The 24,774-nt window shown below is 61.5% G+C and carries 20 protein-coding genes; 6 read left to right on the top strand and 14 right to left on the bottom strand.

All coding sequences use genetic code 11. The features are described 5' to 3' along the window. The first annotated feature begins 68 nt into the window (after nt 1-68). Entirely contained in the window at nt 69-1,226 is a 1,158-nt protein-coding gene (locus AC3RCJ_RS01765; protein WP_492957581.1) for an iron-containing alcohol dehydrogenase, read from the top strand. 3 nt (nt 1,227-1,229) lie between these two features. On the opposite strand, the gene AC3RCJ_RS01760 is transcribed toward AC3RCJ_RS01765, so the two are convergent. The 7 genes from AC3RCJ_RS01760 to AC3RCJ_RS01730 form a co-directional block, all read right to left on the bottom strand. Then, the gene (locus tag AC3RCJ_RS01760) at nt 1,230-3,290 is read right to left on the bottom strand and encodes a 3-hydroxybutyrate oligomer hydrolase family protein (protein ID WP_492957579.1); all 2,061 of its coding nucleotides are present in this window, start codon (nt 3,288-3,290) and stop codon (nt 1,230-1,232) included. Nucleotides 3,291-3,376: 86 nt separating this feature from the next. Beyond that, entirely contained in the window at nt 3,377-4,357 is a 981-nt protein-coding gene (locus tag AC3RCJ_RS01755) for a branched-chain amino acid ABC transporter permease (protein ID WP_492957577.1), read from the bottom strand. Between the two features lie 31 nt (nt 4,358-4,388). After that, nucleotides 4,389-5,273, bottom strand: a complete 885-nt coding sequence (locus AC3RCJ_RS01750) for a branched-chain amino acid ABC transporter permease (protein WP_492957575.1) — start codon at nt 5,271-5,273, stop codon at nt 4,389-4,391. A 164-nt stretch (nt 5,274-5,437) separates the two neighbouring features. Further along, nucleotides 5,438-6,643, bottom strand: a complete 1,206-nt coding sequence (locus AC3RCJ_RS01745; RefSeq protein WP_492957573.1) for an ABC transporter substrate-binding protein — start codon at nt 6,641-6,643, stop codon at nt 5,438-5,440. A 70-nt stretch (nt 6,644-6,713) separates the two neighbouring features. Continuing rightward, nucleotides 6,714-7,442 carry an ABC transporter ATP-binding protein gene (locus tag AC3RCJ_RS01740; protein ID WP_492957571.1) on the bottom strand — a complete coding sequence of 243 codons (729 nt, stop codon included), beginning with the start codon at nt 7,440-7,442 and terminating at the stop codon, nt 6,714-6,716. Further along, nucleotides 7,442-8,212: an ABC transporter ATP-binding protein gene (locus AC3RCJ_RS01735; protein ID WP_492957569.1), complete on the bottom strand. Its 771-nt coding sequence runs from the start codon at nt 8,210-8,212 to the stop codon at nt 7,442-7,444. Before AC3RCJ_RS01735 ends, AC3RCJ_RS01740 begins: the two co-directional genes overlap by 1 nt. A gap of 133 nt (nt 8,213-8,345) precedes the next feature. After that, complete coding sequence (locus AC3RCJ_RS01730; RefSeq protein WP_492957567.1) at nt 8,346-9,971, bottom strand: GMC family oxidoreductase; 1,626 nt, start codon at nt 9,969-9,971, stop codon at nt 8,346-8,348. Nucleotides 9,972-11,464: 1,493 nt separating this feature from the next. Between AC3RCJ_RS01730 and AC3RCJ_RS01725 the strand changes: the two genes are divergently transcribed. Then, nucleotides 11,465-12,223, top strand: a complete 759-nt coding sequence (locus tag AC3RCJ_RS01725) for a 5'-methylthioadenosine/adenosylhomocysteine nucleosidase (protein ID WP_492957565.1) — start codon at nt 11,465-11,467, stop codon at nt 12,221-12,223. A 76-nt stretch (nt 12,224-12,299) separates the two neighbouring features. Here AC3RCJ_RS01725 and putA read toward each other — a convergent pair whose 3' ends face one another. Then, nucleotides 12,300-15,953 (bottom strand): trifunctional transcriptional regulator/proline dehydrogenase/L-glutamate gamma-semialdehyde dehydrogenase, encoded by a 3,654-nt coding sequence (gene putA / locus AC3RCJ_RS01720; protein WP_492957563.1) that lies wholly within the window; start codon nt 15,951-15,953, stop codon nt 12,300-12,302. 207 nt (nt 15,954-16,160) lie between these two features. Here putA and AC3RCJ_RS01715 point away from each other — a divergent pair, with 207 nt between their 5' ends. Beyond that, a complete protein-coding gene (locus tag AC3RCJ_RS01715) occupies nt 16,161-16,616 on the top strand; it encodes an Lrp/AsnC ligand binding domain-containing protein (RefSeq protein ID WP_010393827.1) in 456 nt (151 codons plus the stop codon). Between the two features lie 202 nt (nt 16,617-16,818). Further along, a complete protein-coding gene (locus AC3RCJ_RS01710; RefSeq protein WP_492957560.1) occupies nt 16,819-18,384 on the top strand; it encodes a methyl-accepting chemotaxis protein in 1,566 nt (521 codons plus the stop codon). 50 nt (nt 18,385-18,434) lie between these two features. On the opposite strand, the gene AC3RCJ_RS01705 is transcribed toward AC3RCJ_RS01710, so the two are convergent. Then, on the bottom strand, nt 18,435-19,415 hold the full coding sequence (locus tag AC3RCJ_RS01705; RefSeq protein ID WP_071325928.1) for a LysR family transcriptional regulator: 981 nt from the start codon (nt 19,413-19,415) through the stop codon (nt 18,435-18,437). A 201-nt stretch (nt 19,416-19,616) separates the two neighbouring features. Between AC3RCJ_RS01705 and AC3RCJ_RS01700 the strand changes: the two genes are divergently transcribed. After that, a complete protein-coding gene (locus AC3RCJ_RS01700) occupies nt 19,617-19,922 on the top strand; it encodes a hypothetical protein (RefSeq protein ID WP_492957558.1) in 306 nt (101 codons plus the stop codon). A 66-nt stretch (nt 19,923-19,988) separates the two neighbouring features. On the opposite strand, the gene AC3RCJ_RS01695 is transcribed toward AC3RCJ_RS01700, so the two are convergent. The 5 genes from AC3RCJ_RS01695 to AC3RCJ_RS01675 all read right to left on the bottom strand — a co-directional run bounded on the left by AC3RCJ_RS01695 (nt 19,989) and on the right by AC3RCJ_RS01675 (nt 23,332). Next, the gene (locus tag AC3RCJ_RS01695; protein WP_492957556.1) at nt 19,989-20,585 is read right to left on the bottom strand and encodes a chalcone isomerase family protein; all 597 of its coding nucleotides are present in this window, start codon (nt 20,583-20,585) and stop codon (nt 19,989-19,991) included. A gap of 105 nt (nt 20,586-20,690) precedes the next feature. After that, on the bottom strand, nt 20,691-20,957 hold the full coding sequence (locus AC3RCJ_RS01690; RefSeq protein WP_077398358.1) for a YfhL family 4Fe-4S dicluster ferredoxin: 267 nt from the start codon (nt 20,955-20,957) through the stop codon (nt 20,691-20,693). Nucleotides 20,958-20,971: 14 nt separating this feature from the next. Then, nucleotides 20,972-21,469, bottom strand: coding sequence for a pantetheine-phosphate adenylyltransferase (gene coaD, locus AC3RCJ_RS01685; protein WP_034752633.1), 498 nt, complete (start codon nt 21,467-21,469; stop codon nt 20,972-20,974). 100 nt (nt 21,470-21,569) lie between these two features. Further along, the gene (gene rsmD / locus AC3RCJ_RS01680; RefSeq protein ID WP_492957553.1) at nt 21,570-22,229 is read right to left on the bottom strand and encodes a 16S rRNA (guanine(966)-N(2))-methyltransferase RsmD; all 660 of its coding nucleotides are present in this window, start codon (nt 22,227-22,229) and stop codon (nt 21,570-21,572) included. Between the two features lie 197 nt (nt 22,230-22,426). Beyond that, complete coding sequence (locus AC3RCJ_RS01675; RefSeq protein ID WP_492957551.1) at nt 22,427-23,332, bottom strand: DUF6279 family lipoprotein; 906 nt, start codon at nt 23,330-23,332, stop codon at nt 22,427-22,429. A 29-nt stretch (nt 23,333-23,361) separates the two neighbouring features. Here AC3RCJ_RS01675 and glmU point away from each other — a divergent pair, with 29 nt between their 5' ends. Further along, on the top strand, nt 23,362-24,738 hold the full coding sequence (gene glmU / locus AC3RCJ_RS01670; protein WP_492957549.1) for a bifunctional UDP-N-acetylglucosamine diphosphorylase/glucosamine-1-phosphate N-acetyltransferase GlmU: 1,377 nt from the start codon (nt 23,362-23,364) through the stop codon (nt 24,736-24,738). Nucleotides 24,739-24,774 lie beyond the last annotated feature (36 nt).

Genomic DNA, 24,774 nt, shown 5'->3' with positions numbered 1-24,774 from the left:
ACGTGAAACAGGCGCGCGGCGGGAAAGCGGAGTAAGCTTGCTGTCATCCGTTCCCGTCAGGAGTCCGCATGTCCGCCTTCCAGTTCCGCACCGTGCCGCATCTGATCGTTGAACCGGGCGCCGCCGCCCAGCTGGGCGCGCATATCGCCCATCACTTCCCCACGGTGCGCCGGGCCCTGCTCGTCACCGACGCGGGTTTCTTGCGCACGGGCCTGGCCGATGCCTCGCTGCACAGCTTGCAAGCGACGGGCATCGAGGTCCACGTCTTTTCCGACGTGCAAGCCGATCCACCCGAAACCGTCGTGCTGGCCGGCGTGGCCCAGGCCCAGATGTTTCACGTGGAACTGATTATCGGCCTCGGCGGCGGCAGCTCGCTGGACGTGGCCAAGCTGATCGCCGTGCTGGCGCCCGGGCACCAGGAACTGGCCCAACTGTATGGCATCGGCAATGTCCACGGCCAGCGCCTGCCCCTGGTGCAATTGCCGACCACGGCCGGCACGGGCTCGGAAGTGACGCACATCGCCATCGTCACGACGGGTGCCACCAGCAAGATGGGCGTGGTCGCGCCGCCACTGTATGCGGACCTGGCCATCCTCGACGCCAGCCTGACCCTGGGCTTGCCGCCCGCGATCACGGCCGCCACCGGCATCGATGCCATGGTCCATGCCATCGAAGCCTACACCAGCCGCCTGCTGAAAAATCCCCTGTCCGACATGCTGGCCACGCAGGCACTGTCGCTGCTGCATGCCAATCTCGTCACCGCCTGCCGCGACGGCAGCAACTTGCCGGCGCGGCAAGCCATGCTGCTCGGCGCCATGCTGGCCGGCCAGGCGTTTGCCAATGCGCCCGTGGCCGCCGTGCACGCGCTCGCCTATCCCATCGGCGGCCTGTTCCACGTGCCACATGGCCTGTCGAATGCGCTGGTGCTGCCGCACGTGCTGCGTTTTAATTTATCCCATGCGGCGCCACTGTATGCGCAACTGGCTGCCGTCTTGCAACCCGGCATCACCGGCAGCGAGGAAGCGCGGGCCGTGGCCCTGATCGACGCGATGCAGGAGCTTGCCCAGGCCACGGGCATCGCGCGCACCCTGCGCGAAGTGGGCATCGCCGCCTCCGACCTGGACCGCCTGGCCGACGACGCCATGCTGCAGACTCGCTTGCTGGGCAACAATCCCCGGCCTGTCACGCGCGGGGATGCGCGGGCGATCTACGCGGCCGCGCTCTGACACTCAGTTGGGCACATCGACCACGCTGCCCGTCACGCTGATCACATTGCCGGCCGCCGGCGTTGCCGCAATCGCCGGCACGTTGGCATTCGTGATCAAGGTCGAGGCATCGGCCCGCGTCACCGTGCGCACCACCTGCGAGGGCGGCAGTGCCTGCCCCGCTTTCAAGTGCGCATACATGGCGTCAAGCGCGCGGTTCAGATACACGTGCAGCGGCACGATCAAGGTGGGCAAGGCATTGCTGAAGGAATCGAAGTGGTTGGCATTCGTCACTTCGATATAGCGCAACTTGCCATTGCCAGCTTCGGCCACGGCGTTCAAGCCCACGTAGGCGCGCGCGGCATGGTTGACGGGAATCAGGGTATCGCTGCGGCCATGCACGATGATGGCCGGCTTACCGTTGAGTTTGCCTGTTGCCTGCACCTCGGCGATCCCGGCACGCACGCGCGCGCTTTGTGCGGCCAGCGTGCCTTGCAGGGGAGCGCCGCTGACGGCGTCCATTCCCGTCGCCAGGCTGCGCAGGCACAGGAAGCCATCGAGCGACTGGTCCACCAGGCTGCTCGACGGCGAGATGCCCGCAGTGTAGCCCTTGGCGCCGCCCACGCTGTTTTCATACACGACATTGCCGACGATGCCGCTCTGGCTGGCAAAGCTGGCCGCCTTTTGCGCCGACGTGAACGGGATCGGATTGCCGCTGCCATCGGTCTGCGCAAACGTGAAGCCGCAGACTTTATCGGTCACGGAGAATTTGCCATACGCCGAAGCATAGGTGACGGCCACGAGGATATTCGTGCCCGCATGCGCCGCCTGCAGCGGGTCGGAATCGGCCTGCCAGCCATAGGCCTGCAGGCGCTGCTTCGCATCCGCCTGCTGCGCCGCCAGGTCGGCGCCATTGAGCAGGCCCTTGGCCACCAGGGCCGTGCAGCGTCCAGCATTGCCGGGCACGGAAGCGATGCAGGGCTGGTACAGCGCCGCATAAGTGGCGTAGTCGAACAGCGCGCGCCCCGGCGCCGCGACCGCCACCCCGCCCTGGCGCACGCGGTAGGCCGTCGAAGGCTGGGGCTGGACCTGCGGCTCGCTGGCCGCCACGCCGCTGATCAAGCCTTGCGTATCCTGTTCCGCCGCCAGCAGGGCCGAGCCGGCGCCGTTGGAAATGCTCGAGGCGATCGTGATCGTGTTCTTCGGCGTCAGGCGCACGATGCGCGAACTGCCGTCGCGGGCCAGCACGCCATAGCGCTCGTTCAAGACGTAATAGGCCATCTCGATCGCCTGCAAGGTCACCTTGCCCCAGTCCTTTTCCGGGTTCTGTTGCGAATGCGCATGCTTGAAGGCGATGCGGTTCGGATAGGCGGCAGCCCAGGCCAGCCGGTCCGCATCGCCCAGGCCCGGCGCGAAGAGCGCGTTCTTGCCGGCGGCCACCCTGCCCGCGCGCATGCCGTTTTGCAGGTTGACGCTGTCATCCTCGAATACATACAGGCCCGTGCCGGAACCCTTGTCCGCATACGCCACGGCGCAGCCGTTTTTCAGGCCCCATTCGCCGGAGCTGCCGATGGCGCCGTAGATGCCGCGCGAGCCGCTCGACGTGCCCGTGACGATGCAGGCGCGGTCGGGATCGAAGCTGGCCGGCACCTGCACCATCAGGGTGACGTTCTTCCTGCCCGTGCCGTCGTCCGCGTAGGCGAGGTATTCACTGCCCGCGACCAGGCCCTCGCCGCTGCCCACATTGCCGGCCGCATCCACGTTCGGTCCGTACAGGGTGCCGTAGCCGCTGTTGGCGGCGATGTCGAGCACGGCACGGTAGTTGGCGTGGATGGCATTGCGGCGCAGTTCGGCCGGCGTGGGGTTGGCCGCATCCGCATACAGGGGGGTGGCGCCCGCCAGCCCCGTCTTGCCCAGGCCGGCCGTCAGCAGGTCATTGCTCTTGCCGTCATAATCGGCCCGCGTGATGCTGCCCAGGTAGCTGGGCACATGGTTCAGCTCTTCCGGTGCATGGTTGCTGCCGCAGGCTGCCAGCGCCAGCAAGGTGCACAGGCCACCGCCCGCGCGCGTGATCGTCGTTTGCATGGTTGCTCTCTCCGTTGAGGTAACACTGACTGAAACTTGACGCCAAATGAAAAACGCCGGACTTGCGGTCCGGCGTTGCTTGAAAATCAGACAGCGGCCTTGGCTGGCCTGCCGCCGAAGCGCGCGATGGCTTCGCCGACGATGCCGCGCCGGAACATCAGCACGCAGATCACGAAGATGATGCCGGTGACGATGCCCACCGATTCGCCCAGGGTGCCGAACCACTCGATGCCCGTGTGCGTGGCCAGGTAGGTGCCGAAGTCGCCCAGCTTGTTTTCCAGCGCGATGATCAGCACGGCACCGAGGATGGGGCCAGACAAGGTACCCATGCCGCCCACCAAGGTCATCAGCACGACCAGGCCCGACATGCCCCAATACACGTCCGTCAGGGTTTCAAAGCCCAGCACCAGGGTCTTGGTGGCGCCGGCCAGCGCCGCCAGCGAAGCGGACAGCACGATGGCCATCAGCTTGTACTTGTTGACGTCATAGCCGAGCGAGATGGCGCGCGGTTCGTTTTCCTTGATGGCCTTGAGCACTTGTCCGAACGGCGAGTGGATGGTGCGCACGATCAGGGCGAAGCCGGCGACGAAGATGGCCAGCACGAAGTAGTACAAGGTGGTGTCGTTGCCCAGGTCTAGCATGCCCAGCAAGGTTCCACGTGGAACACCCTGCAAGCCATCCTCGCCGCCCGTGAACGGCAGGCGCAGGGCCAGGAAGTACACCATCTGTGCCAGCGCCAGCGTGATCATCGTGAAATAGATGCCCTGGCGGCGGATCGCCAGGCCACCCATGACCAGGCCCAGGCCGGCGCCGGTGGCGACGCCCGCCAGCAAACCGAGCTCGGTCGGCCAACCCCAGGTGCGCAGCGCATAGCCGGTGACATAGCCGGCGCCGCCGAAGAAAGCCGCATGGCCGAACGACAGCAAGCCCGTGTAGCCGATCAGCAAGTTAAACGCACAGGCAAACAGGGCAAAGCACAGCAACTTCATCAGGAAGACGGGATAGCCGTAAAACGGGGCCGCCAACGCCAGCAACAGGGCAATGGCGTAGCCTACATTCTTATTCATCGTGGTAGCTCCAATACATGACTGATGAGGATTACTTTTCTTTGCCGAACAGCCCGGCGGGACGCAGCAGCAGCACGATGACCATCACCACGAACACCACGGTGGCCGAGCCTTCCGGGTAGAACACGCGGGTCAGGCCCTCGATCACGCCCAGGGCCAGGCCCGTGAGGATGGAACCCATGATGGACCCCATGCCGCCGATCACCACCACGGCGAAGACGACGATGATCAGGTTCGAACCCATCAGCGGCGAAACCTGGATGATGGGTGCGGCCAGCACGCCGGCAAAGCCGGCCAGCGCCACGCCGAAGCCGAAGGTCAGGGTCACCATCAGCGGCACGTTGATGCCGAACGCTTCCACCAGTTTCGGATTTTCCGTGCCGGCACGCAGGTAGGCCCCTAATTTGGTTTTTTCGATGACGAACCAGGTGGCCAGGCAGATCGACAGCGAGGCGATCACCACCCAGGCGCGGTAGTTCGGCAAGATCATGAAGCCGAGGTCCGTGGCGCCGGCCAGCGCTTCGGGCACCGCATACGGCTGGCCCGAGACGCCATAGAACGAGCGGAACACGCCTTCGACGATCAGCGTGATGCCGAAGGTCAGCAGCAAGCCATACAGATGGTCGAGCTTGTACAGCCAGCGCAGCATGGTCTTTTCGATCAGGATGCCGAACAGGCCCACCAGCACGGGGGCGATGACCAGCATGGCCCAGTAATTGATATCGAAATAACTGAGACCCATCCAGGCCAGGAAGGCGCCCATCATGTACATGGCGCCGTGCGAGAAATTAATGACGTTGAGCAGGCCGAAGATGACGGCCAGACCGAGGGACAACATGGCATAGAACGAGCCGTTGACGAGACCCAGCAGCAGCTGGCTCATCATCGCTTGTAATGGAACGCCGAAAATTTCCATGGCATCACAGTATAAAAAGCACCGCCGGACGACGGTGTGGTATCAAGGGAAACACGCCGCCGCGGACGGACGCGGGGGCGCAAGGCGACTCCCGCACGCATAGCGCGTACAGGACGGACCGAGCGCGCGCGGCGCGGCGGTCCGACGCAACGATTGCTACAGACTTACTTCCACAGCGAACACTTCGATTCGGCCTTGGTCACGTACGCTTGCGCGCCCGGCACCGTGGCGACGACCTTGTAGTAATCCCATGGATACTTCGACTCCGACGGTTTTTTGACTTCCATCAGGTACATATCGTGCACCATGCGGCCATCGGGACGCACTTCGCCATTCTGGGTAAACATGTCGTTGATCTTGGTCTTTTTCAGATACGCCATGACTTTATCGGTATCATCCGTGCCAATCGCCTTGACGGCTTTCAGGTAGTTGGCGGCGGCCGAATAGTCAGCCGCCTGCAGCATCGACGGCTCCTTCTTCATCTTGGCAAAATAGCGTTTCGACCAGGCGCGCGTGTCCGCATTCAAGTCCCAGTACCAGCCATCGGTCAGGTACATGCCCTGGGTCAGGTTCAGGCCCAGCGAATGGATATCATTGATGAAGATCAGCAAGCCGGCCAGCTTCATCGATTTTGTCAGGCCGAACTCGTTGGCCGCCTTGATGCTGTTGATGGCATCGCCACCCGCATTGGCCAGGCCCAGGATCTGCGGCTTGGCCGCCTGCGCCTGCAGCAGGAACGAGGAGAAATCCGAGGCGCCCAGCGGATGCTTGACGCTGCCCAGCACCTTGCCGCCGGCCGCCTTGACGACTTCGGCCGTGTCTTTTTCCAGCGAATGGCCAAACGCGTAATCGGCCGTCATGAAATACCAGTTCTTGCCGCCCTGCTTGACGATGGTGCCGCCCGTGCCGCGCGCCAGCGCCACCGTGTCATACGCGTAATGCACGGTGTACGGCGTGCACTCCTCGTTCGTCAGGCGCGAGGAACCGGCGCCGATGGCAATGAAGATTTTCTTCTTTTCCGCCGCGACCTTGGCCATGGCCAGGCTGGCGCCGGAATTGGTGCCGCCGATCAGCATGTCGACACCCTGCTGGTCGAACCATTCGCGCGCCTTCGAGGCGGCGATATCGGCCTTGTTCTGGTGGTCGGCGGAAATGAATTCCACCTTCTTGCCGGCGATAACCACGCCGGCATCGGCGATCGCCATCTTGATGGCTTCCGCGCCACCGAGGCCGTCGACATCGGAATACACGCCGGACATGTCGGAAATAAAACCGATCTTGATGGTGTCGCCCGATACCTGGGCGTGGGCGGTGGCGGCAAAACCCAGTGCAAGGGTTGCGGTGGCAATGGCGATAGCGTTACGTTTCATGGTGTCTCCGTTGGGGATTATTGTTTGCTATACAAACGATTGCTAAACGATTGCAGGACGAATACGAGGACTACACGCCAAGCAGCTCGGTCAATACGGGCATCTTGGCCTCCAGTTCGGATGCAGCAAAAGTCTCGACGATCTGACCGTGCTCCATCACATAAAACCGGTCCGCCAGCGGCGCGGCAAACCGGAAATTCTGTTCCACCATGACGATGGTGTATCCCTTCGCCTTCAGGGTGGTGATCATGCGCGCCAGGCCCTGCACGATGACGGGCGCCAGCCCTTCGGAAATTTCATCGAGCAGCAGCAATCGCGCGCCCGTGCGCAGGATGCGCGCCACGGCCAGCATCTGCTGCTCGCCGCCGGACAAGCGCGTGCCCTGGCTGTGGCGGCGCTCCTGCAGGTTGGGGAACATGGCGTAGATTTCGTCCACCGACATGCCCTTCTCGCCACTGGCCAGCGTCGGCGGCAGCATCAGGTTTTCCTCCGTCGACAGCGACGAAAAAATGCCGCGCTCCTCGGGACAATACCCGATGCCCAGGTGGGCGATCTTGTGCGTGGCCAAACCGATCGCTTCCACGCCATGGACCTTGATGGAACCGGTGCGGGCGCCCGTCAGGCCCATGATGGCGCGCAAGGTCGTCGTGCGGCCGGCGCCATTGCGGCCCAGCAAAGTCACCACTTCGCCCTGCTCCACTTTCAGGTTCACGTCGTGCAGGATATGCGATTCGCCATACCAGGTATGCAGCTGTGCAATTTCCAGCGCCGGTGCGCCGCCATTCACTTGTGTCGCCATCAATGCGCCCCTTCCAGTTCGGCGTGGGTGGTGCCCATGTACGCTTCCATCACTTGCGCATTGCGCGATACTTCCGCGTAGCTGCCCTCGGCCAGCATGGCACCGCGCTGCAGCACGGAAATCTTGTCGCAGATGCCGGAAACCACGCTCATATTGTGTTCCACCATCAAAATCGTGCGGCCGGCCGATACCTTCTTGATCAGCTCGGTGACGCGGTGCACGTCTTCGTGGCCCATGCCTTGCGTCGGTTCGTCGAGCAGCATCATTTCCGGCTCCATCGCCAGGGTGGTGGCGATTTCCAGCGCCCGCTTGCGCCCGTAGGGCATGTCGACCGTGATGGTATCGGCAAACTCCGTCAGGTCGACCTCGGCCAGCAAGGCCATGGCGCGGTCGTTGAGCCGGTTCAAGGCACGTTCGCTCTGCCAGAAGTGAAACGAGGTGCCGAGCTGGCGCTGCAAACCGATGCGCACATTCTGCAGCACGGACAGATGGGGGAAGACGGCGGAAATCTGGAAGGAACGGATCACGCCCATGCGCGCGATCTGGGCCGGTTTGGCGGCCGTGATGTCTTTCCCATTGAACAGGATCTGTCCGGATGTGGGGACCAGGAATTTGGTGAGCAAGTTAAAACACGTGGTCTTGCCGGCGCCGTTAGGACCGATCAAGGCGTGGATATGGCCCCGCTCTACCTTCAAGTTGACATCGCTGACTGCCGTGAAGCCCTTGAATTCCTTGGTCAAATTTCTTGTTTCCAAGATTACGTTTGACATCGTGTCTCCTAGTTGTACTTTTTGTACTACTTAGTCATTTTTATAATACACAACTTAAATTTAACGCACAATACAGTATAACTACGGGGATTTTGCGCCAGGCCGAATGGCGCAAAGCGGCGCTTTTACGCCGTCATTTCCAGGCCGCGTGTATCATTTGCGCCGCTTTTTCCGCAATCATCACGGTGGGCGAGTTCGTATTACCAGAAGTAATGTAGGGCATGATGGAGGCGTCGACGACGCGCAGGCCGGCCACGCCGATCACGCGCAAGGTGCTGTCGACAACGCTCGCTGCATCGCTGGCCAGGCCCATGCGGCAGGTGCCCACCGGGTGGAAGATGGTGGTGCCGATCTGGCTGGCCGCCTGCGCCAGCTCTTCCTCGCTCTGGAATTGCACGCCGGGCTTGTATTCCTGCGGCGCAAATTTTTTCAGGGCCGGCGCGGCGGCGATGGCCCGCGTCAGGCGCAAGGCGTCGGCCGCCACGGTGCGGTCCTGCCCGGTACTCAGGTAATTGGGCACGATCTTCGGCGCCGCATAACTGTCGGCCGACGCGATCCGCACATGGCCGCGCGAGGTGGGACGCAGATTGCAGACGCTGGCCGTAAACGCGGGAAACGCGTGCAGCGGTTCGCCGAATTTGTCGAGCGACAGCGGCTGCACGTGATATTGCAGGTTGGGCGTGGCTTGCTGCGGGTCGGACTTGGCGAACGCGCCCAGCTGCGACGGCGCCATGGACATGGGCCCGCTCTGGAACAGCGCGTACTGCAGGCCGATCTGCATTTTTCCAACGATATTGCTGGCCATCACGTTCAAGGTCTTGACGCCCTGCACTTTAAAGACCATGCGTAGCTGCAGATGGTCCTGCAGATTGCCACCCACCCCGGCGGCGTCGACAACGGGAACGATGCCATGCTGCTGCAGCAAGGCGGCCGGGCCGATGCCGGACAATTGCAGCAATTGCGGCGAACCGATGGCACCCGCCGTCAGCAGGGTTTCCCGCCTGGCCCTCGCCTGCCACTGCGTGCCACCGCCCGTGAACACGATGCCCGTGCAGCGCGGCCCCGTTTCCGTCGTTTCCAGTAATAAGCGTTCCACGTGGCAACCGGTCATGATGGTCAGGTTCGGCCGCCGCGACGCCGGTTTCAAAAACGCTTTCGAGGTATTCCAGCGGATGCCGCGGCGCTGGTTGACGTCGAAATACGCGCTGCCGCTGTTGTCGCCGCCGTTGAAATCGCTGGTTTTCGGAATGCCGACCTGCTGCGCCGCGTCGCGGAAGGCATTGAGGATATCCCACGACAGCCGCTGTTTTTCCACGCGCCATTCACCGCCCACGCCATGGTTTTCCGAGGCGCCGCCGTAATAATCCTCGCTTTGCTTAAACAGCGGCAAGACCTTGTCCCAGCGCCAGGAAGCGTCGTCCGTCAGGTCTGCCCAGTGGTCGTAATCGCCGGCCTGGCCGCGCATATAGATCATGCCGTTGATGGATGAACTGCCGCCGAGCACTTTGCCACGGGGATAAATCAGGCTGCGTCCGCCCAGGCCCGCGTCCGCTTCCGTCTGGTACAGCCAATCCGTGCGCGGATTGCCGATGCAATGCAGGTAGCCGACGGGGATGTGGATCCACACGTAATCGTCCTTGCCGCCTGCCTCGACCAGCAAGACGCTGGCGTCCTTGTCCCGCGTGAGCCGGTTGGCCAGCACGCAACCTGCCGTGCCGCCACCCACGATGATGTAGTCGTATTCGCCTGCCGATTCCAATGAAGCTCCTTTCGGTATGCCATCAAGCTGTCGCGCGGCGTGTCTCCCCGTCGCGTCCCGTTACCAGAGTCTGTATTCGTTCATGCATGCATGGCTGTTGAGCCGCATCGAGATTACCACCAGTGCCGCCCCAGGGCGACATTAATCGCATGGCCAGCATGCACAGCACGTGTCAACGCATTGATACACGGCGCGAAAGCGTCCCCAACAGGGGCTGCCAGCTGTGGATAACCGTATGGATATCCACAGGTACGATATGTGAGTAAACGAAATTTTTTTTGCGCGACATTTTTTTATCCCAAAACCATCCCATGCGGATACATCGCTTACTCAGCGTTTATCCGTGCGCCAAGCGATTGTTTACAAGGATAAATCGGGACTTATCCACAGAAGATGCCACCGTTAACTACTATTACTATTCTTTTATATGATCTTGTTAAGGTAAACCCGACAACGCGCACTTTGCCTGCCTTCGCCCGACAACAGCCTGAGCTCCTTCTGCCTGTAAAAAAAACGCAAGCGTCTTCTATGCGCAAAAAAAATCCAGCCAACAACTGAGCGACGAAAACCGGCACGGCCAGCGACACGCGCACAGCACTGCCAAACCGTTTTGCAAAATAGAAATGTCAACGGGCCTTACCAGGCGCCATGCCGGCAAGGCGCATGCGGTCAAAAAGATGGGGGGATGGGAGACGATTGTGGATAAGTCACTTGATATCCACAGGATGACTTGTGAGTAAACACGAAGTTATGCGCAGGCCCGCATTTTATACAATTTTGCTCCTCGCGCCATACAGCGATTATGCAGGTCTTATTTTTGGTGTAAACGCTTGATCCTGTTGAAAAAAAGCGACTTATCCACAGAAAAAACCGCGTTTACTATTACTACTATTTTTATATATAGATCTATTGTAAACCGATAAAAAAAACGGAAGTCCGCGGATATTTCCAAAAAGCGTGCAAACAACATCAAAAAAAAAGCCAACGGCAACAGCGCGACCCACTGCCACACCGTCTTCCAGGAATCCGCTGGACGCCAATGTTCGCGAAAGAACCGCGCTGGTGATCGCTCAGCATTGATTGCCAGACAGGGATTCATGCACGCCAACCCCGTCAAACATGCCACGACAGCAAGAAAAACCGCGATTTTTGCTTGCTGCTGTGGATAAGTGCCTGCATATCCACAGGATGAGATGTGGGAAAAGTCCTTCTTTGTCCACAAGCCGATTTTTATCCCAAACAAGTCCTGTCTGGATACAATGTTTATGCGCGTACTTTTTTGTGCGCTAAGTCGATGATTTTTCAACGGTATACCGACTTATCCACAAAAAAATGGCCGTTTACTATCATTACTATTTTTATGTATACATCTTTATTTAAAACACAGAAACAAACGCGGACGGTGGAAAAGTCGCCGGAACGGCTGTTTTCACCATGTAAACCGTCTGGCAATCCTGAAAACCTGTAAAAACAGCATGAATTCACACAAAAAAATGCGTTTAGGCATCATCAGTGCCTTGCACGAAGAACAGCAGGGGCTGGTAGAAGCCATGCAAGGCCCCCAGAGGCGTTCGCACGGCATGCGCGACTACACCCTGGGCACCCTGTGGAATATCGACGCTGTGTGCGTCCTGTCGCGTCTGGGCAAGGTTGCCGCCGCCATGACGGCTGCCATGCTTGTGGAAAAGTATGGAGTTACCCACATCGTCTTCACCGGCGTGGCCGGCAGTGGCGATCCGCACGTGCAAGTGGGCGACATCGTGGTGGCCGAATCGCTGCTCCAGCACGACATGGACGCCCGCCCGCTGTTTCCCCGCTTCGAGGTGCCGCTGACAGGCTTGCAGCGCTTCGCCACGGACCTGGAACTCAGTTCGCAATTGTCTGGCGCCGCGCAAGATTTCCTGCGCGACGATGTTTCCAGCGTGCTCAAGGCGGCCGATATCGCGGCATTTGGCTTGCGGCACGCCAAAGTGCACCGTGGCCTGATCGCCAGCGGCGACCAGTTCATCAGCAGCGCCGCGCATATCAAGCAGCTGAAAGCGGATATCCCGGATCTGCTGGCCGTCGAAATGGAAGGCGCCGCCGTCGCGCAAGTGTGTTTTGAACTCGGTGTGCCGTTTACGGTCATGCGCACCATTTCCGACAAGGCGAATGACGAGGCGGCCGTCGACTTCATGCGTTTCGTGCAATCCGTCGCGTCGCCGTATGCGTTCGGCGTGGTCCAAAAGCTGTGCCAGCGCCTGGCAAGCTGATTTCCGGGCGCGTCGTGCATAAAAAAAGGGCAGAACCACTGGTTCTGCCCTTTTGCGTTGCTGACCTGCTTAAATGTTAGACGCTGAGCATCATCAAACTGGCGTTACCACCGGCCGCCGTCGTATTCACGCACAGCGCCCGCTCGGCGACCAGGCGCCACAGGGGGATGGCATCGTCCTGCGTGGTGGCGATGGTGGCCACCAGGGCACCTTCACGGGCCGCCAGCAGCGCTTTGAGCTGGCCATCGAGGGCCGGCTCGATCATGGCGATCTGGAATGCGTGCTGGACGGACGCGATATCGCTGACGACCTGGATGCGGTCTTTCAGCGCCGCCGGCAAGTCGCCCGGAATCAGGCTGGTCGATTGTGCCAGCACCAGCGCCTCGTTACCCGTCGCCAAAACCGCCGCCAGCTGGTTCATCAAGGTGCCGGAGGTGGCCGCCGCGCACAGTATCGTGCCGCGCGCCGCAAAGCTCAGGGTATTGCGTTCGCCCGTCGGGCCCGGCAAGACGGTGGTGCTGCCCAGCAAGGTGGTACGCGCGTATTCCTGTGCCAGCTGCACGATCTTGTCGTGGCCATGCATTTTCGCCCACACGGTCAGCGCGTCGAGCGCCGGCGGTGCCTGGCGCTGATGCTGCGTGCCGGCCGCGGCATTGCGCTGCAGGCGTTTCAGGTACAAGGGCCCGCCCGCCTTCGGACCGGTGCCCGACTTGCCTTCGCCGCCGAACGGCTGCACGCCGACGACGGCGCCGACGATGTTGCGGTTGACATAGATATTGCCCACGTGCGCGCGCTGGGTGATGAAAGCGATGGTTTCATCGATGCGCGTGTGGATGCCCAGGGTCAGGCCGTAACCGCTGTCATTGATCGATTGCACCAGTTGCGGCAGTTCGGCCCGCTTGTAGCGGATCACGTGCAGCACGGGACCGAAGACTTCCTGCGTCAATTGCTCCAGTGACTTGATTTCCAGCACGGTCGGGGCGACAAACGTGCCTTTGACGGGAGGCAAGTCGAGCGAGAAATGATCGATGGCCACGGTTTTCATCTTGTTGATGTGCGCCAGCAGATTGCCTTGCGCTTCCGCATCGATGACGGGGCCGATATCGGTGGCCAGGCGGTCAGGATTGCCAACGCGCAATTCCTGCATCGCGCCCTTCAGCATCCTGATGGTCTTGTCGGCGATTTCCTCCTGCAGGAACAGCACGCGCAAGGCCGAGCAGCGCTGGCCGGCGCTATCAAAGGCCGACGACATCACGTCCTGCACCACCTGTTCCGGCAAGGCCGAGGAATCGACGATCAGGGCATTCTGGCCGCCCGTTTCGGCGATCAGCGGAATGTCGATGCCTTCGGCCACGGCCCGCGCGGCCAGGTTGCGGTTGATCAATTGCGCCACTTCCGTCGAGCCCGTGAAAATCACGCCTTTCACGCGCGTGTCATTGCACAGGCCGGCGCCAACGACCTCGCCGCTGCCGGGAAGGAATTGCAGCGCGCCGCGCGGCACGCCGGCCGCGTGCAGCAACTGCACCGCGCGCCAGGCGATCAGCGGCGTCTGCTCGGCCGGCTTGGCCAGCACCACGTTGCCGGCGGCCAGGGCGGCGGCCAGCTGGCCCGTGAAGATGGCCAGCGGGAAATTCCATGGGCTGATGCAGGTGACGGGACCGAGCGCCAGGGTGTTCGGCGCGTGTTCCACCTGCGCCGCGTAATAGCGCAGGAAGTCGACGGCCTCGCGGATTTCCGCGATGGCGTTCGGCAGCGACTTGCCCGCTTCGCGCACGGCCAGGGCCATCAGTTCGATGTGATGTTCCTCGAACAGGTCGGCGGCGCGCTGCAGGGCCTGCGCGCGCAGCGACGGCTCTGTGGTTTGCCAATCCATCGCATACGCGCTGGCGCTGGCCAGCGCCGTTTCCACGTCGGCCGGGCCCGCTTCCGTGACCTTGCCCACCTGGTCGTCGTTGTGTGCCGGATTGTGCAGCGTTTGCGTGGGCGCGTTCAGGCTGACGGCGCCATCGATCAGCGGCGCGGCATGCCACCGCTGCGGCTGCGCCAGGCCGGCGGCCAGCGCGCGCAAGGTGTCTTCATTCGACAGGTCGAGGCCGGCGGAGTTCTTGCGCTCGCTGCCAAACATATCGAGCGGCAAGGGAATCGACGGGTGCGGCAAGCCGCCCTGCAGGCGCGCCAGTTCCAGCGGATCGCGGATCAGGCTATCGATGGCCACGCTTTCGTCGACGATCTGGTTGACGAACGACGAGTTGGCGCCGTTTTCCAGCAGGCGGCGCACCAGGTAGGCCAGCAGGGTTTCATGCGAGCCGACGGGCGCGTAGATGCGGCAAGGCTTGTCCAGGTTGGCCGGGCCGACCACCTGGTCGTACAGGGTCTCGCCCATGCCGTGCAGGCACTGGAATTCGTAGTCGGTGACGCCGTCGCGCCTGGCCCACGTATAAATGGTCGCCAGCGTCTGCGCATTGTGGGTGGCAAACTGGGGGTAGATCAGGCTGCTTGCCGCCAGCAGTTTTTGCGCGCACACGAGGTAGGACACGTCCGTGTACACCTTGCGCGTATAGACGGGATAGCCTTCCTGGCCATCGACTTGCGCGCGCTTGATTTCCGCATCCCAATACGCGCCCTTCACCAGGCGCACCATGAATTTGCGGCCGCTGCGGCGCGCCAGGTCGATCAGGTAATCGATGGCGAACGGGCAGCGCTTCTGATACGCCTGCACCACGTAGCCGATGCCGTCGAAGCCGGCCAGGTCGGCATCAAAGGCGAGGGCTTCCATCAGGTCCAGCGACAGTTCCAGGCGGTCCGTTTCTTCCGCATCGATGTTGAAGCCGATGTTGTACTGCTTTGCCAGCAGCAGCAGCGCTTTGACGCGCGGCAGCAATTCGGCCAGCACGCGCGCGCGCTGGGCGCGGCTGTAGCGCGCGTGCAGGGCCGACAGTTTCACGGAAATGCCGGGGCCGTTCTTGATGCCGCGGCCATTCGAGGCCTTGCCGATGGCGTGGATCGCCGTTTCGTACGAGGCATAGTAATTGGCCGCGTCGCTTTCCGTCAGCGCCGCCTCGCCCAGCATGTCGTAGGAATAGCGGTAGCCGCGCGTTTCATTGTCGCGGCTGTTTTTCAGCGCTTCCTCGATGGTTTGCCCCGTCACGAACTGGTTGCCCAGCATGCGCATGGCCAGGTCGACGCCCTTGCGTATCAACGGTTCGCCGCCCTTGGCGATGAGTTTGGTCATGGCCGAGCCCAGGCCCGATTCGCTGCTGGTACTGACCAGTTTGCCCGTGATCAGCAAGCCCCAGGTGGCCGCGTTGACGAACAGCGACGGCGATTCGCCCAGGTGCTTGCGCCAGTCGCCCTTGCTGATTTTGTCGGCGATCAGGCGATCGGCTGTTTGACTGTCGGGTATACGCAACAGCGCTTCGGCCAAACACATCAATGCAACACCTTCTTCCGACGACAGCGAGAACTCATGCATCAGTGCATCGACGCCCGAGGCGCGCGTGCGTTTCTGGCGCACGGCCGACACCAGTCGGTGCGCCAATGCCTGCCCCTCGGCCGTCGTTGCGTTGCTGCTGGCACGCACTTGCTGCAGCAGCCATTGGACGGCGGAAACCTCGTCGCGCCTATAGGCGGCGGTGACGGCGGCGCGTGACGGTGTCGCTTCGGGCAGGATTTCCGCCTGGAGCGCGGCAAAGGGAATCGGGGTAAAAGCCGAGGGGCCTGCAGGGTGCATAGGAGCTCTTTACAAGGAAAAATAGGACGAAACTCGCGGTAATTCTTGCCCTTTTTTGGTGCAAAAAAATACAGAAAGTCGGACGTTAAGATGATTCGATTGTAAAGGGGATTCTTATGGATTAATTCTGGTAATACAGGGGACTAGCAATAGATAGTTTTTGATGCGACAATTTAACCAAATAATATTAATTTGGGGGTGATGGTAATGCTGGACAAGATCAGTAAGAAAATCTTGATGGAATTGCAGAGCGATGGACGCATCAGCAATGTGGAACTGGCCGCGCGCGTCAACCTGTCGCCTGCCGCCTGCCTGGAGCGCGTGCGCAAGCTGCACGAATCGGGCTATATCATGGGCTACACGGCCCAGCTCAATCCGCAGCTGCTCGACGTGTCGCTGCTGGTGTTCATCGAGGTCGTGCTCGATCGCACGACGCCGGAAGTATTCGACGCCTTCAAGCATAGCGTACAAATCATTCCAGAGGTACTGGAATGTCATATGGTGGCCGGCGGCTTCGATTACCTGGTCAAGGCGCGCGTCAAGGACATGGCCGCCTACCGCGAATTCCTCGGCAAGACGCTGTTGCAGAAAGGTGTGCGGGAAACCCACACTTATGCCGTCATGGAAGAGGTCAAAAACACGACCAAACTGCCGATTAAGTGACCTCGGTGCAGCGCGCCGGATTTTCCGATTGAGCTATCGGAACAAATGTTGTAGGGTAGAACTACAATTCTGCCATCCGGCAGCCGCCTGACACGACGCGCAGACGTTACGTTCAGGCTGCGACGTGTGCAATCGTGCCCACCCGCATCCGGCTGCACCGCGCTCCATGGGAGCGTGGACGGGCACTCGCAGCGGGGGACAAATGAAGCAGTTGCAGCATCAGCTGGTGCGTTTCTTTGTAATGACTGTGGCGGCCGTGGTCGTGGCCTGTTGCCTGGTATATCTGTTCCAGCTGGCGACAGGCGGCAGCGCCCCTCCCTATCTGATTGCCGGCGTGTCGGCCCTGGCGGGCGCCGTGCTGCTGGCGCTGGCCGGCCGCGCGCAAGGCGAATCCGGCCTGCTGCAGTTTGCCGACACCGTGGGGCGCGCCACCGACGCCATCATGATAGGCGCGGCGGAAACCTCGTATTTTGTCGACTCCGTGAAAAAGAAGGTGGAACTGGACGTGCAGACGGCCAGCGAGATCGCCGACAGTTCCGGACAGAATGCCGTTACCACCGAAAAGATTGCCGCCAACGCGGAGCGGGCCGCCAAGGTGGCCGCCGGCGTGCGCGAGGAGAGCGTGGCGGCGCGGGCCGAGGTGGACCAGGGATTGCGGCGCATCAACAGCGCGCGCGAAGAAGCGCAAGGCGCCTCCAGCGTCATGCTGAGCCTGCAGGAAAAATCGCGGCGCATCACCGGCTTCACGGAAGCCATTTCCGATATTTCCGCGCGCACCAATCTGCTGGCGCTGAATGCCGCCATCGAAGCGGCCCGCGCGGGCGAGCACGGCCGCGGTTTTGCCGTGGTGGCGGGCGAAGTGCGGCAACTGGCGCAGCGCACCAAGGAAGCGTCCGATGAAATCAGCCTGATGGTGCGCGAAATCAATGAACAGTCGGAAAAAGCGGCGCGCGGTATGGTCTCGCTGGCATCGGGCGTGACGGAAGCGGCGCGCAACGTGGAAAGCGTGCATGCCTCGCTCAGCCATATCGAGGAATCCTCGGGCGTGTCGGAAGACGAGATCGGCCAGATCGCCCGCGCCTCGCGCGAGCACGTCGATACGACGCAGCTGATTGCCGACGCCATCCTGCAGATCCGCGACAGCTTGTTGTCGACCAATGCCGAATTGCCGCGCGCCACGCAATCGGCCATGGCCCTGGCCGAGCGCGCGGAAGTCATCGCCAGCGCGCTCGGTGAATCGAGCGTGGCCACGCCGCACGACGAGATCCGCATCGTGGCCCAGCGCGCCGCGCACGATGTCGGCAAATTGTTCGAGCAAGCCATCGCTGCGGGGCGCATCACGCGCGAAGCGCTGTTCGACCGCCACTACCGCCCGATACCGAATACCAATCCGCCCAAGCACAACACGCAATTCGATGCATTCACGGACAAGGTCTTGCCCGACCTGCAGGAAGGCGTGCTGGCCGCCATGCCGCACCTGGCGTACGCGGGGGCCGTCGACAACAATGGCTATTTTCCTACTCACAACAAGAAGTTTTCCCAGCCGCTGACGGGCGACTACGATATCGACATCATTAACAACCGCACCAAGCGCATCTTCAGCGACCGCACGGGGGCGCGCTGCGGCAGCAACACCAGGCCTTTCCTGTTGCAGACGTACAAGCGCGACACGGGCGAAGTCATGCACGATTTATCCGTGCCCATCCACGTCGAGGGCAAGCACTGGGGCGGCTTCAGAATTGGCTACCGCTCGAGTAGTCATGCATAAAAAAAACGCCTGATATCGCATCAGGCGTTTTTTTGGGGGCCGGCACAAACTTATTCGATATGCGGCTTGGGCGCCACGCCGCCGCCGGCCGCCGTGGCCGAGCGCAGGGTCGGCGTATTCATTTCTTCCAGGTGGTTGCGCAGCCATTTGTGGGCAGGGCTGCGCGCGTCGCGCTCATGCCACAGCATGTCCAGGTGGACGGCCGGCAAGGTGAACGGCAAGTCCTTGTACAGCAAGGACTCCGTCATGCCCGTCGAGGCGATCAGATGGCGCGGCAAGACCGTGATCAGGTCGGAATTGGCCACCACCCGCCCGGCCGTGAAGAACTGGTTCACCGTCAGCAAGATGCGCCGCTCGCGGTGGATCTGCGCCAGCGCTTCGTCGACGAGGCCATGGGCGCGCCCGGAAAAGCTCACCAGCAAGTGATTTGCCGCGCAGTAGTTGTCCAGGTTCAGTTCCACCTTGGCCAGCGGATGGCCGCGCCGCATCACGCACACATACTTGCCCGAATACAGGCGCTCATGGCGGATGGGCGAGCTGGTGTCGCTCGACAATTGCGCCGCCACGCCGGGAAAGAAGCCGACGGCCAGGTCGATGTCGCCGCGCAGCAGCATCGGACGCGGTTCGCGCGTGGTCAGCGGCATCATGCGCACGTTCACGCCCGGCGCTTCCCTTTCGATCGAGCGCATCAGCGAGGGCAGCCAGAACGCGGCCGTCGCATCGGCCATGGCCATGCGGAAGGTGGCATGGGTTTTCGAGACATCGAAGGTTTCCGGCGTGACGGCCGCTTCCAGGCTGGCCAGGGCCGAGCGCACGGACGGCCACAGCGCTTCGGCGCGCGGCGTGGGTTTCACGCCGTACGCCGTGCGGATCAGCAATTCGTCCCCGAGGCTTTCGCGCAGGCGCTTGATGGCGTTCGATACCGCCGGCTGTGTCATCGCCAGGTGGCCGGCTGCGCGCGTCAGGTTTTGTTCCGTCATGACGGCGTCGAAAACGCGCAGCAAGTTCAGATCCAGCGTCAGAAAACTCATGGAAAGCCCAAGATAAAAGTTGAAGTCAGGTGATTGATTACTTAAGAGTGTAAACCGCGCCGGGCACGAATATTTTCACTCGTAAAAAAATATTACAGTTTTCCATTCATGATTCATATAATTGGTATCAAGAAATGGAATTAGATTTATATGTTGCACTGCACTATAGTACTGGCAAATTCTATAATGCACTGGAACAGTATGTCTACCTTCGCCTCCGCCCTGTACGCAGTATCCGCACCCGTGCTGGAGATCTCGTTGCTGAACGTCTTGCAAATCGCCCTCGCCAGCGTGGCCGTGGGTGCTGTCGTGATGCTCTTCAAGCCTTTGCTGGTAGGCATTGCGCGCGCCATGGTGCTGGTCGTGCGCCCCAAGCTGAGCCGTGAACAGCGGCTGGCCAGGCAGCAGATGCGCGAAGCGCAGGCGCTCCAGCGCACCTTGGGCAAGATGGATGGCGTGTCGCCAAGCAATGCGGCCGAACTGCGCGCCCTGTCCACGCGTGCCTAGGCGATAAACTGTTGCAAAAAGATAAGCCGGTGCATGCACCGGCTTTTTTTACGCCCGCGTTGTCAGTCAGGCAGTTTCACCCAGCAAGTGCGCGCGCAGGAGAGTGTCGGCCGGATGGGCGCCCAGCCAGATTTTCAGCAGCGCATTGTAAAAGGCCAGGTCCGGCACGGGGTTGCCCACCTGCTTGCCGTTCAGCTTGCATAACGTTCCCTCTTCCGGCAGCCAGTCGACGGTGAGGATATCGCCCTTTTTCAGGCCCGGCACCATCTCGAACATGGCGCCGAACTGCATCGTCTGGCTCAGCAGGCGCGTGCGGTCGGCCTGGTCGGAACTGCGGTTCAAGCCTTGCATGAAGGCCTTGCCCAGTTCGTCGGAAGTGATATCGCGCAGCATGACGATTTCCAGACGGCGCGGCCCGGAGAGCGCCAGGATGTCGGCCAGCTGGGTTTTCTTTTCCGGCAGGTACAGGGCGATCGTGTAGACCTTGAAGATGACCTTGTAGCGCACGCCGGCGCCGTTGAGTTTCAACTCGCGGCTGGCCAGTTGCACCGTGTCGTCCAGCCTGATGCCGCCCACCTCGACGGCCAGCGCTGCTTGCGCCAGGGCGGCGCACAGGCAGGCGCAAGCCAGGGAGCGGCCCAGACGGGATGTGCGTATTTGCATCTTCTACCTCCGTGGAAACCATGTGCTGTGGATAAGTCTGCACACAGTGTAGAACAGTTGGCAAAAGAGGGCCGCGCGGAGCGGCGGTGAGGGGACGACGGCCGCTTAGGCCTTGGCCGCTGGCAATTCCGCCTGCAGGCGTTCGTACTTGGCCATCAATTGCTCCGGGCTTTCGCGCCAGGCGGGATTGAAGGGGATGCAGCTGACGGGACACACTTGCTGGCATTGCGGCTCGTCAAAGTGCCCCACGCATTCGGTGCACTTGTTGGGATCGATTTCGTAGATTTCCGCGCCCATGTAGATCGCGTCATTCGGGCACTCGGGCTCGCAGATGTCGCAATTGATGCATTCGTCGGTGATCAGTAATGCCATGATTTCACTCTTACTTATTGCGATGATGCCGCATTGGCGGCAATCTTGTTTTGCAGCCAGCGGTTCACCGAGGGGAAGACAAACTTGGAGACGTCGCCGCCCAGCGCCGCGATTTCGCGCACGATGGTGCCCGAAATGAACTGGTACTGGTCGGACGGCGTCAGGAACATGGTTTCGACATCGGGCAGCAGGTAGCGGTTCATGCCCGCCATCTGGAATTCGTATTCGAAGTCGGAGACGGCGCGCAAGCCGCGCACGATGACGCGCGCTTCGTGCTTGCGCACGAAATCCTTGAGCAGGCCGGAAAAGCTTTCCACCTGCACGTTCGGATAGTGACCGAGCACTTCATTGGCGATTTCCAGGCGTTCGTCGAGCGAGAAAAACGGTTGCTTGTTCTTGCTGTCGGCCACACCGACGATCAGCTTGTCAAACAGGCCCGATGCGCGGCGCACCAGATCTTCATGACCGCGCGTGAGTGGATCGAATGTTCCTGGATAAACGGCTACAACCATTGCGGCTCCCTGATGATGCACCAATATAGACGCGCATTATGCCTGAAATTGGTGCTTCGCCTCGGGCCAGGGAGCTTTTTTGCCTCATTTATAGGCAGATTCAGGCAGTTGCCGGCACTTTGTTGTAAGTTAGCAAATGATAATAAACGGTGCCCGCCTTGTCGGCGCGGATGACTTCCCACGGTGCCATCCACTCGGGCTTGTCCAGTGCGCTGTGCTCCTCGAAGACCAGCGGCAAGCCCGATTCCGCGTACACCATGCCGCCTTCCGTGAGCAGCTTGGCGCACAGCGGCAAGACCTTGGCCAGGAAATCCTGCTGGTACGGCGGGTCGAGGAAGATCAGGTCGTAACGCTGGCCGCGCGAGGCCAGGCCTTGCGCCGTCAGCAGGGCGTCGCCGCGCAGCAGGTGCACGTTGTCGGCGTGCAATTTCACCTTGTTCTCTTCCAGCTGGCGGATCACCGGCGTGTGCGTGTCGACCATGGTGACGGACGCGGCGCCGCGGCTGGCCGCCTCGAAGCCCAGTGCGCCGCTGCCGGCGAACAGGTCCAGCACCTGGGCGTTGGACCAGTCGCCGTCGCGCAAGTGGTTGATCCAGTTAAAGACGGTTTCGCGCACGCGGTCCGGCGTCGGGCGCAAGCCCAGTGCCTGCAAGACAGGCAGCACGGAGCGCTTCCACTGGCCGCCGATGATGCGCACCTGGTTCGGTGGCGGCGCGTGGTGGACGGGGACTTTGGCGGGTTTCTTAGTTTTCTTTTGCATGGGCATTTAAAACCCCTGACAAAACCATAGCGAGCGGCAGTGCGTTGTGGCCAAGAAGCGCGGCTGTGCGAAGGCACAGTGAGCCTCGCAGGCCGCAAATCGCGACGCGCAGCAGGTTTTGTCAGGCGTTCCATTTCTTCAATTTGGTGGCGGCCACTATAGCATATGGCCCCCTCCCCCCTGCTGGCGCTGCCTGTCTATTTGGCTTGCGTGGCCAGGGAATTGAAATCGTCGATCCAGCCCTGCATGCGCTTGACGGCGTGGGCTTTTTGCGCGGGCGTGGCGATCTTGATGACCGTCAAGACCATCTGCGCCGTGCTGTCCTGGTAAGCATCAAAGAAGGCCTTGCGCTCGGAATGCTCGAGGCGTTCGAAACTGTCCTTGATCAGGGTATTGATCAGGGTCACGGTGGCGTCCTTGCCGAGCTTTTCCTGCTGCACTTTCTTGATCAGGTTCAAGACATTCTGCTGGCGCCGCATGCGCTCGTCGAGCCAGATCTCATTGTCCAGCGGACGCGCGTCGGAGGCCTTGCGGATGATCGCTTCCTGCTCGCTGCTGAAACCGCCGAACCACAGCTCGAATTGCTCCATGGCCTTCTTGTAGCGCAGCTTCTGGCGCTTTTCCTTGTCGCCGCTCAGGTATTTCTTGCGATAGTCCTCATTGTTCGACTTGAACTTCTTTTCCATCTGCGCAATCTGTTCCGGCTTGAGCGAGCGGGCCAGCTCGGCCAGGTCGGGCGCCGCCTTCAGCAGCAGCGCCTGGGTGCGGTGCTTGATCTCGCCGTAGTCGGCCATCAGGTCCGCCTGCGTGACATTGCCTTGCAGCTGCTTCTGGCCCGTGCGCAGGATTTCCACGTAATCCTTCAATTGGGTGTTGCGGTGCCAGTCGAACAGCTTGCCGATATCGTCGCGTACCCAGCCCTTCTGGTCGCGGTCCAGGTCGACATACGCGTTCAGCCACCAGTACAGCACGGTGTCGCCGTTGTTGTAGGCCAGGCGCAGGCCGCTGCAGCCGGCGACGATGACCAGCATCACGGCCAGCACGGCATAGCGAAAGCGGCTGAAGGGCGTGGAAGACGGGGCTTGCGTGTTAAACTTTTTCATATTCTTAACTTGATAAATAAATACGGTCTATGAACGTTGTCATTCTCGCCGCCGGTATGGGGAAACGCATGCAGTCGGCACTGCCAAAAGTACTGCACCCGCTGGCTGGCAAGCCGCTGCTGTCGCATGTGATCGATACGGCGCGCAGTCTGGCGCCGTCCCGATTATGCGTGATTTACGGACATGGGGGCGCTGCGGTGCTCAAGTTGCTTGACGGCTACAAGACGGACCATGGCCTGGCCGTCGATGCCGCCGAGCAGGCGCAGCAGCTGGGTACGGGCCATGCGGTGCAGCAAGCCGTGTCGCTGCTCGACGAATCGGTGCCGACCCTGATCCTGTATGGCGACGTGCCGCTGACCAGCGCGGTTTCCCTGCAAAAACTGGTGGATGCGGCCGGCAGCGACAAGCTGGCCATCCTGACGGTGGAACAGGACGATCCTTTCGGCCTGGGCCGCATCGTGCGTGACCAGGGCGCCATCGTGCGCATCGTCGAGGAAAAGGATGCCACGCCAGAAGAGCGCACCCTCCGCGAAATCAATAGCGGCATCATGGTCGCGCCCACCGTGCAGCTGAAGCAATGGCTGTCGGCGCTGTCGAACAACAATGCGCAAGGGGAATACTATCTGACCGATATCGTCGCCCAGGCCGTCGCCGATGGCGTGCCCGTCACCTCGGCCCAGCCGGGCGCCGTGTGGGAAGTGGCCGGCGTCAACAGCAAGGTGCAGCTGGCCCAGCTGGAACGCATCCACCAGAACAATATCGCGCAAGCCTTGCTGGAACGGGGCGTGACCCTGCTCGATCCGGCCCGCATCGATGTGCGCGGCGAACTCATTTGCGGCCGCGATGTCACTATCGACGTCGGCTGCGTGTTCGAAGGCAGAGTGGAACTGGGCGACGGCGTGCGCGTGGGCGCCAACAACGTCATCATCAATGCCACGGTGGCCGCTGGCGCGCACATCAAGCCCTTCTGCCATATCGAGGACGCCGTCGTCGGCGCCGCCTCCCTCATCGGCCCCTACGCGCGCCTGCGCCCGGGCACGGTCCTGGCGGAAGACGTGCATATCGGTAATTTCGTCGAAGTGAAAAACAGCCAGGTCGCCGCGCACAGCAAGGCCAATCACCTGGCCTACATCGGCGACGCCACCATCGGCTCGAAGGTCAACATCGGCGCCGGCACGATCACCTGCAACTACGATGGCGTCAACAAGTTCCGCACGGTGATTGAAGACGACGCGTTTATCGGCAGCGACAGCCAGCTGATCGCCCCCGTCACCGTCGGCAAGGGCGCCACCCTGGGCGCCGGCACGACCCTGTCGAAAGACGCGCCGGCCGGCAAGCTGACCATTTCGCGCGCCAGGCAAGTAACCATCGACGGCTGGACGCGTCCCGTGAAAATCAAGAAGTAAGCTAGCGCTCTTCAGTACGCATGACGCCGCCAGCCT

The sequence above is a fragment of the Janthinobacterium sp. GW822-FHT07H11 genome, assembly GCF_058798615.1.
This window is presented reverse-complemented; position numbering and strand designations above follow the sequence as displayed.

Bases quoted from the DNA above. Each gene is read 5' to 3' on its own strand.
- AC3RCJ_RS01690 (WP_077398358.1), bottom strand. From the start codon at position 20,957: ATGGCATTACTGATCACCGACGAATGCATCAATTGCGACATCTGCGAG.
- AC3RCJ_RS01715 (WP_010393827.1), top strand. From the start codon at position 16,161: ATGCTGGACAAGATCAGTAAGAAAATCTTGATGGAATTGCAGAGCGAT.
- AC3RCJ_RS01700 (WP_492957558.1), top strand. From the start codon at position 19,617: ATGTCTACCTTCGCCTCCGCCCTGTACGCAGTATCCGCACCCGTGCTG.
- putA (WP_492957563.1), bottom strand. From the start codon at position 15,953: ATGCACCCTGCAGGCCCCTCGGCTTTTACCCCGATTCCCTTTGCCGCG.
- coaD (WP_034752633.1), bottom strand. From the start codon at position 21,469: ATGGTTGTAGCCGTTTATCCAGGAACATTCGATCCACTCACGCGCGGT.
- AC3RCJ_RS01735 (WP_492957569.1), bottom strand. From the start codon at position 8,212: ATGTCAAACGTAATCTTGGAAACAAGAAATTTGACCAAGGAATTCAAG.
- AC3RCJ_RS01750 (WP_492957575.1), bottom strand. From the start codon at position 5,273: ATGGAAATTTTCGGCGTTCCATTACAAGCGATGATGAGCCAGCTGCTG.
- AC3RCJ_RS01725 (WP_492957565.1), top strand. From the start codon at position 11,465: ATGCGTTTAGGCATCATCAGTGCCTTGCACGAAGAACAGCAGGGGCTG.
- AC3RCJ_RS01740 (WP_492957571.1), bottom strand. From the start codon at position 7,442: ATGGCGACACAAGTGAATGGCGGCGCACCGGCGCTGGAAATTGCACAG.
- AC3RCJ_RS01675 (WP_492957551.1), bottom strand. From the start codon at position 23,332: ATGAAAAAGTTTAACACGCAAGCCCCGTCTTCCACGCCCTTCAGCCGC.
- AC3RCJ_RS01695 (WP_492957556.1), bottom strand. From the start codon at position 20,585: ATGCAAATACGCACATCCCGTCTGGGCCGCTCCCTGGCTTGCGCCTGC.
- rsmD (WP_492957553.1), bottom strand. From the start codon at position 22,229: ATGCAAAAGAAAACTAAGAAACCCGCCAAAGTCCCCGTCCACCACGCG.
- glmU (WP_492957549.1), top strand. From the start codon at position 23,362: ATGAACGTTGTCATTCTCGCCGCCGGTATGGGGAAACGCATGCAGTCG.
- AC3RCJ_RS01755 (WP_492957577.1), bottom strand. From the start codon at position 4,357: ATGAATAAGAATGTAGGCTACGCCATTGCCCTGTTGCTGGCGTTGGCG.
- AC3RCJ_RS01745 (WP_492957573.1), bottom strand. From the start codon at position 6,643: ATGAAACGTAACGCTATCGCCATTGCCACCGCAACCCTTGCACTGGGT.
- AC3RCJ_RS01710 (WP_492957560.1), top strand. From the start codon at position 16,819: ATGAAGCAGTTGCAGCATCAGCTGGTGCGTTTCTTTGTAATGACTGTG.
- AC3RCJ_RS01760 (WP_492957579.1), bottom strand. From the start codon at position 3,290: ATGCAAACGACGATCACGCGCGCGGGCGGTGGCCTGTGCACCTTGCTG.
- AC3RCJ_RS01765 (WP_492957581.1), top strand. From the start codon at position 69: ATGTCCGCCTTCCAGTTCCGCACCGTGCCGCATCTGATCGTTGAACCG.
- AC3RCJ_RS01705 (WP_071325928.1), bottom strand. From the start codon at position 19,415: ATGAGTTTTCTGACGCTGGATCTGAACTTGCTGCGCGTTTTCGACGCC.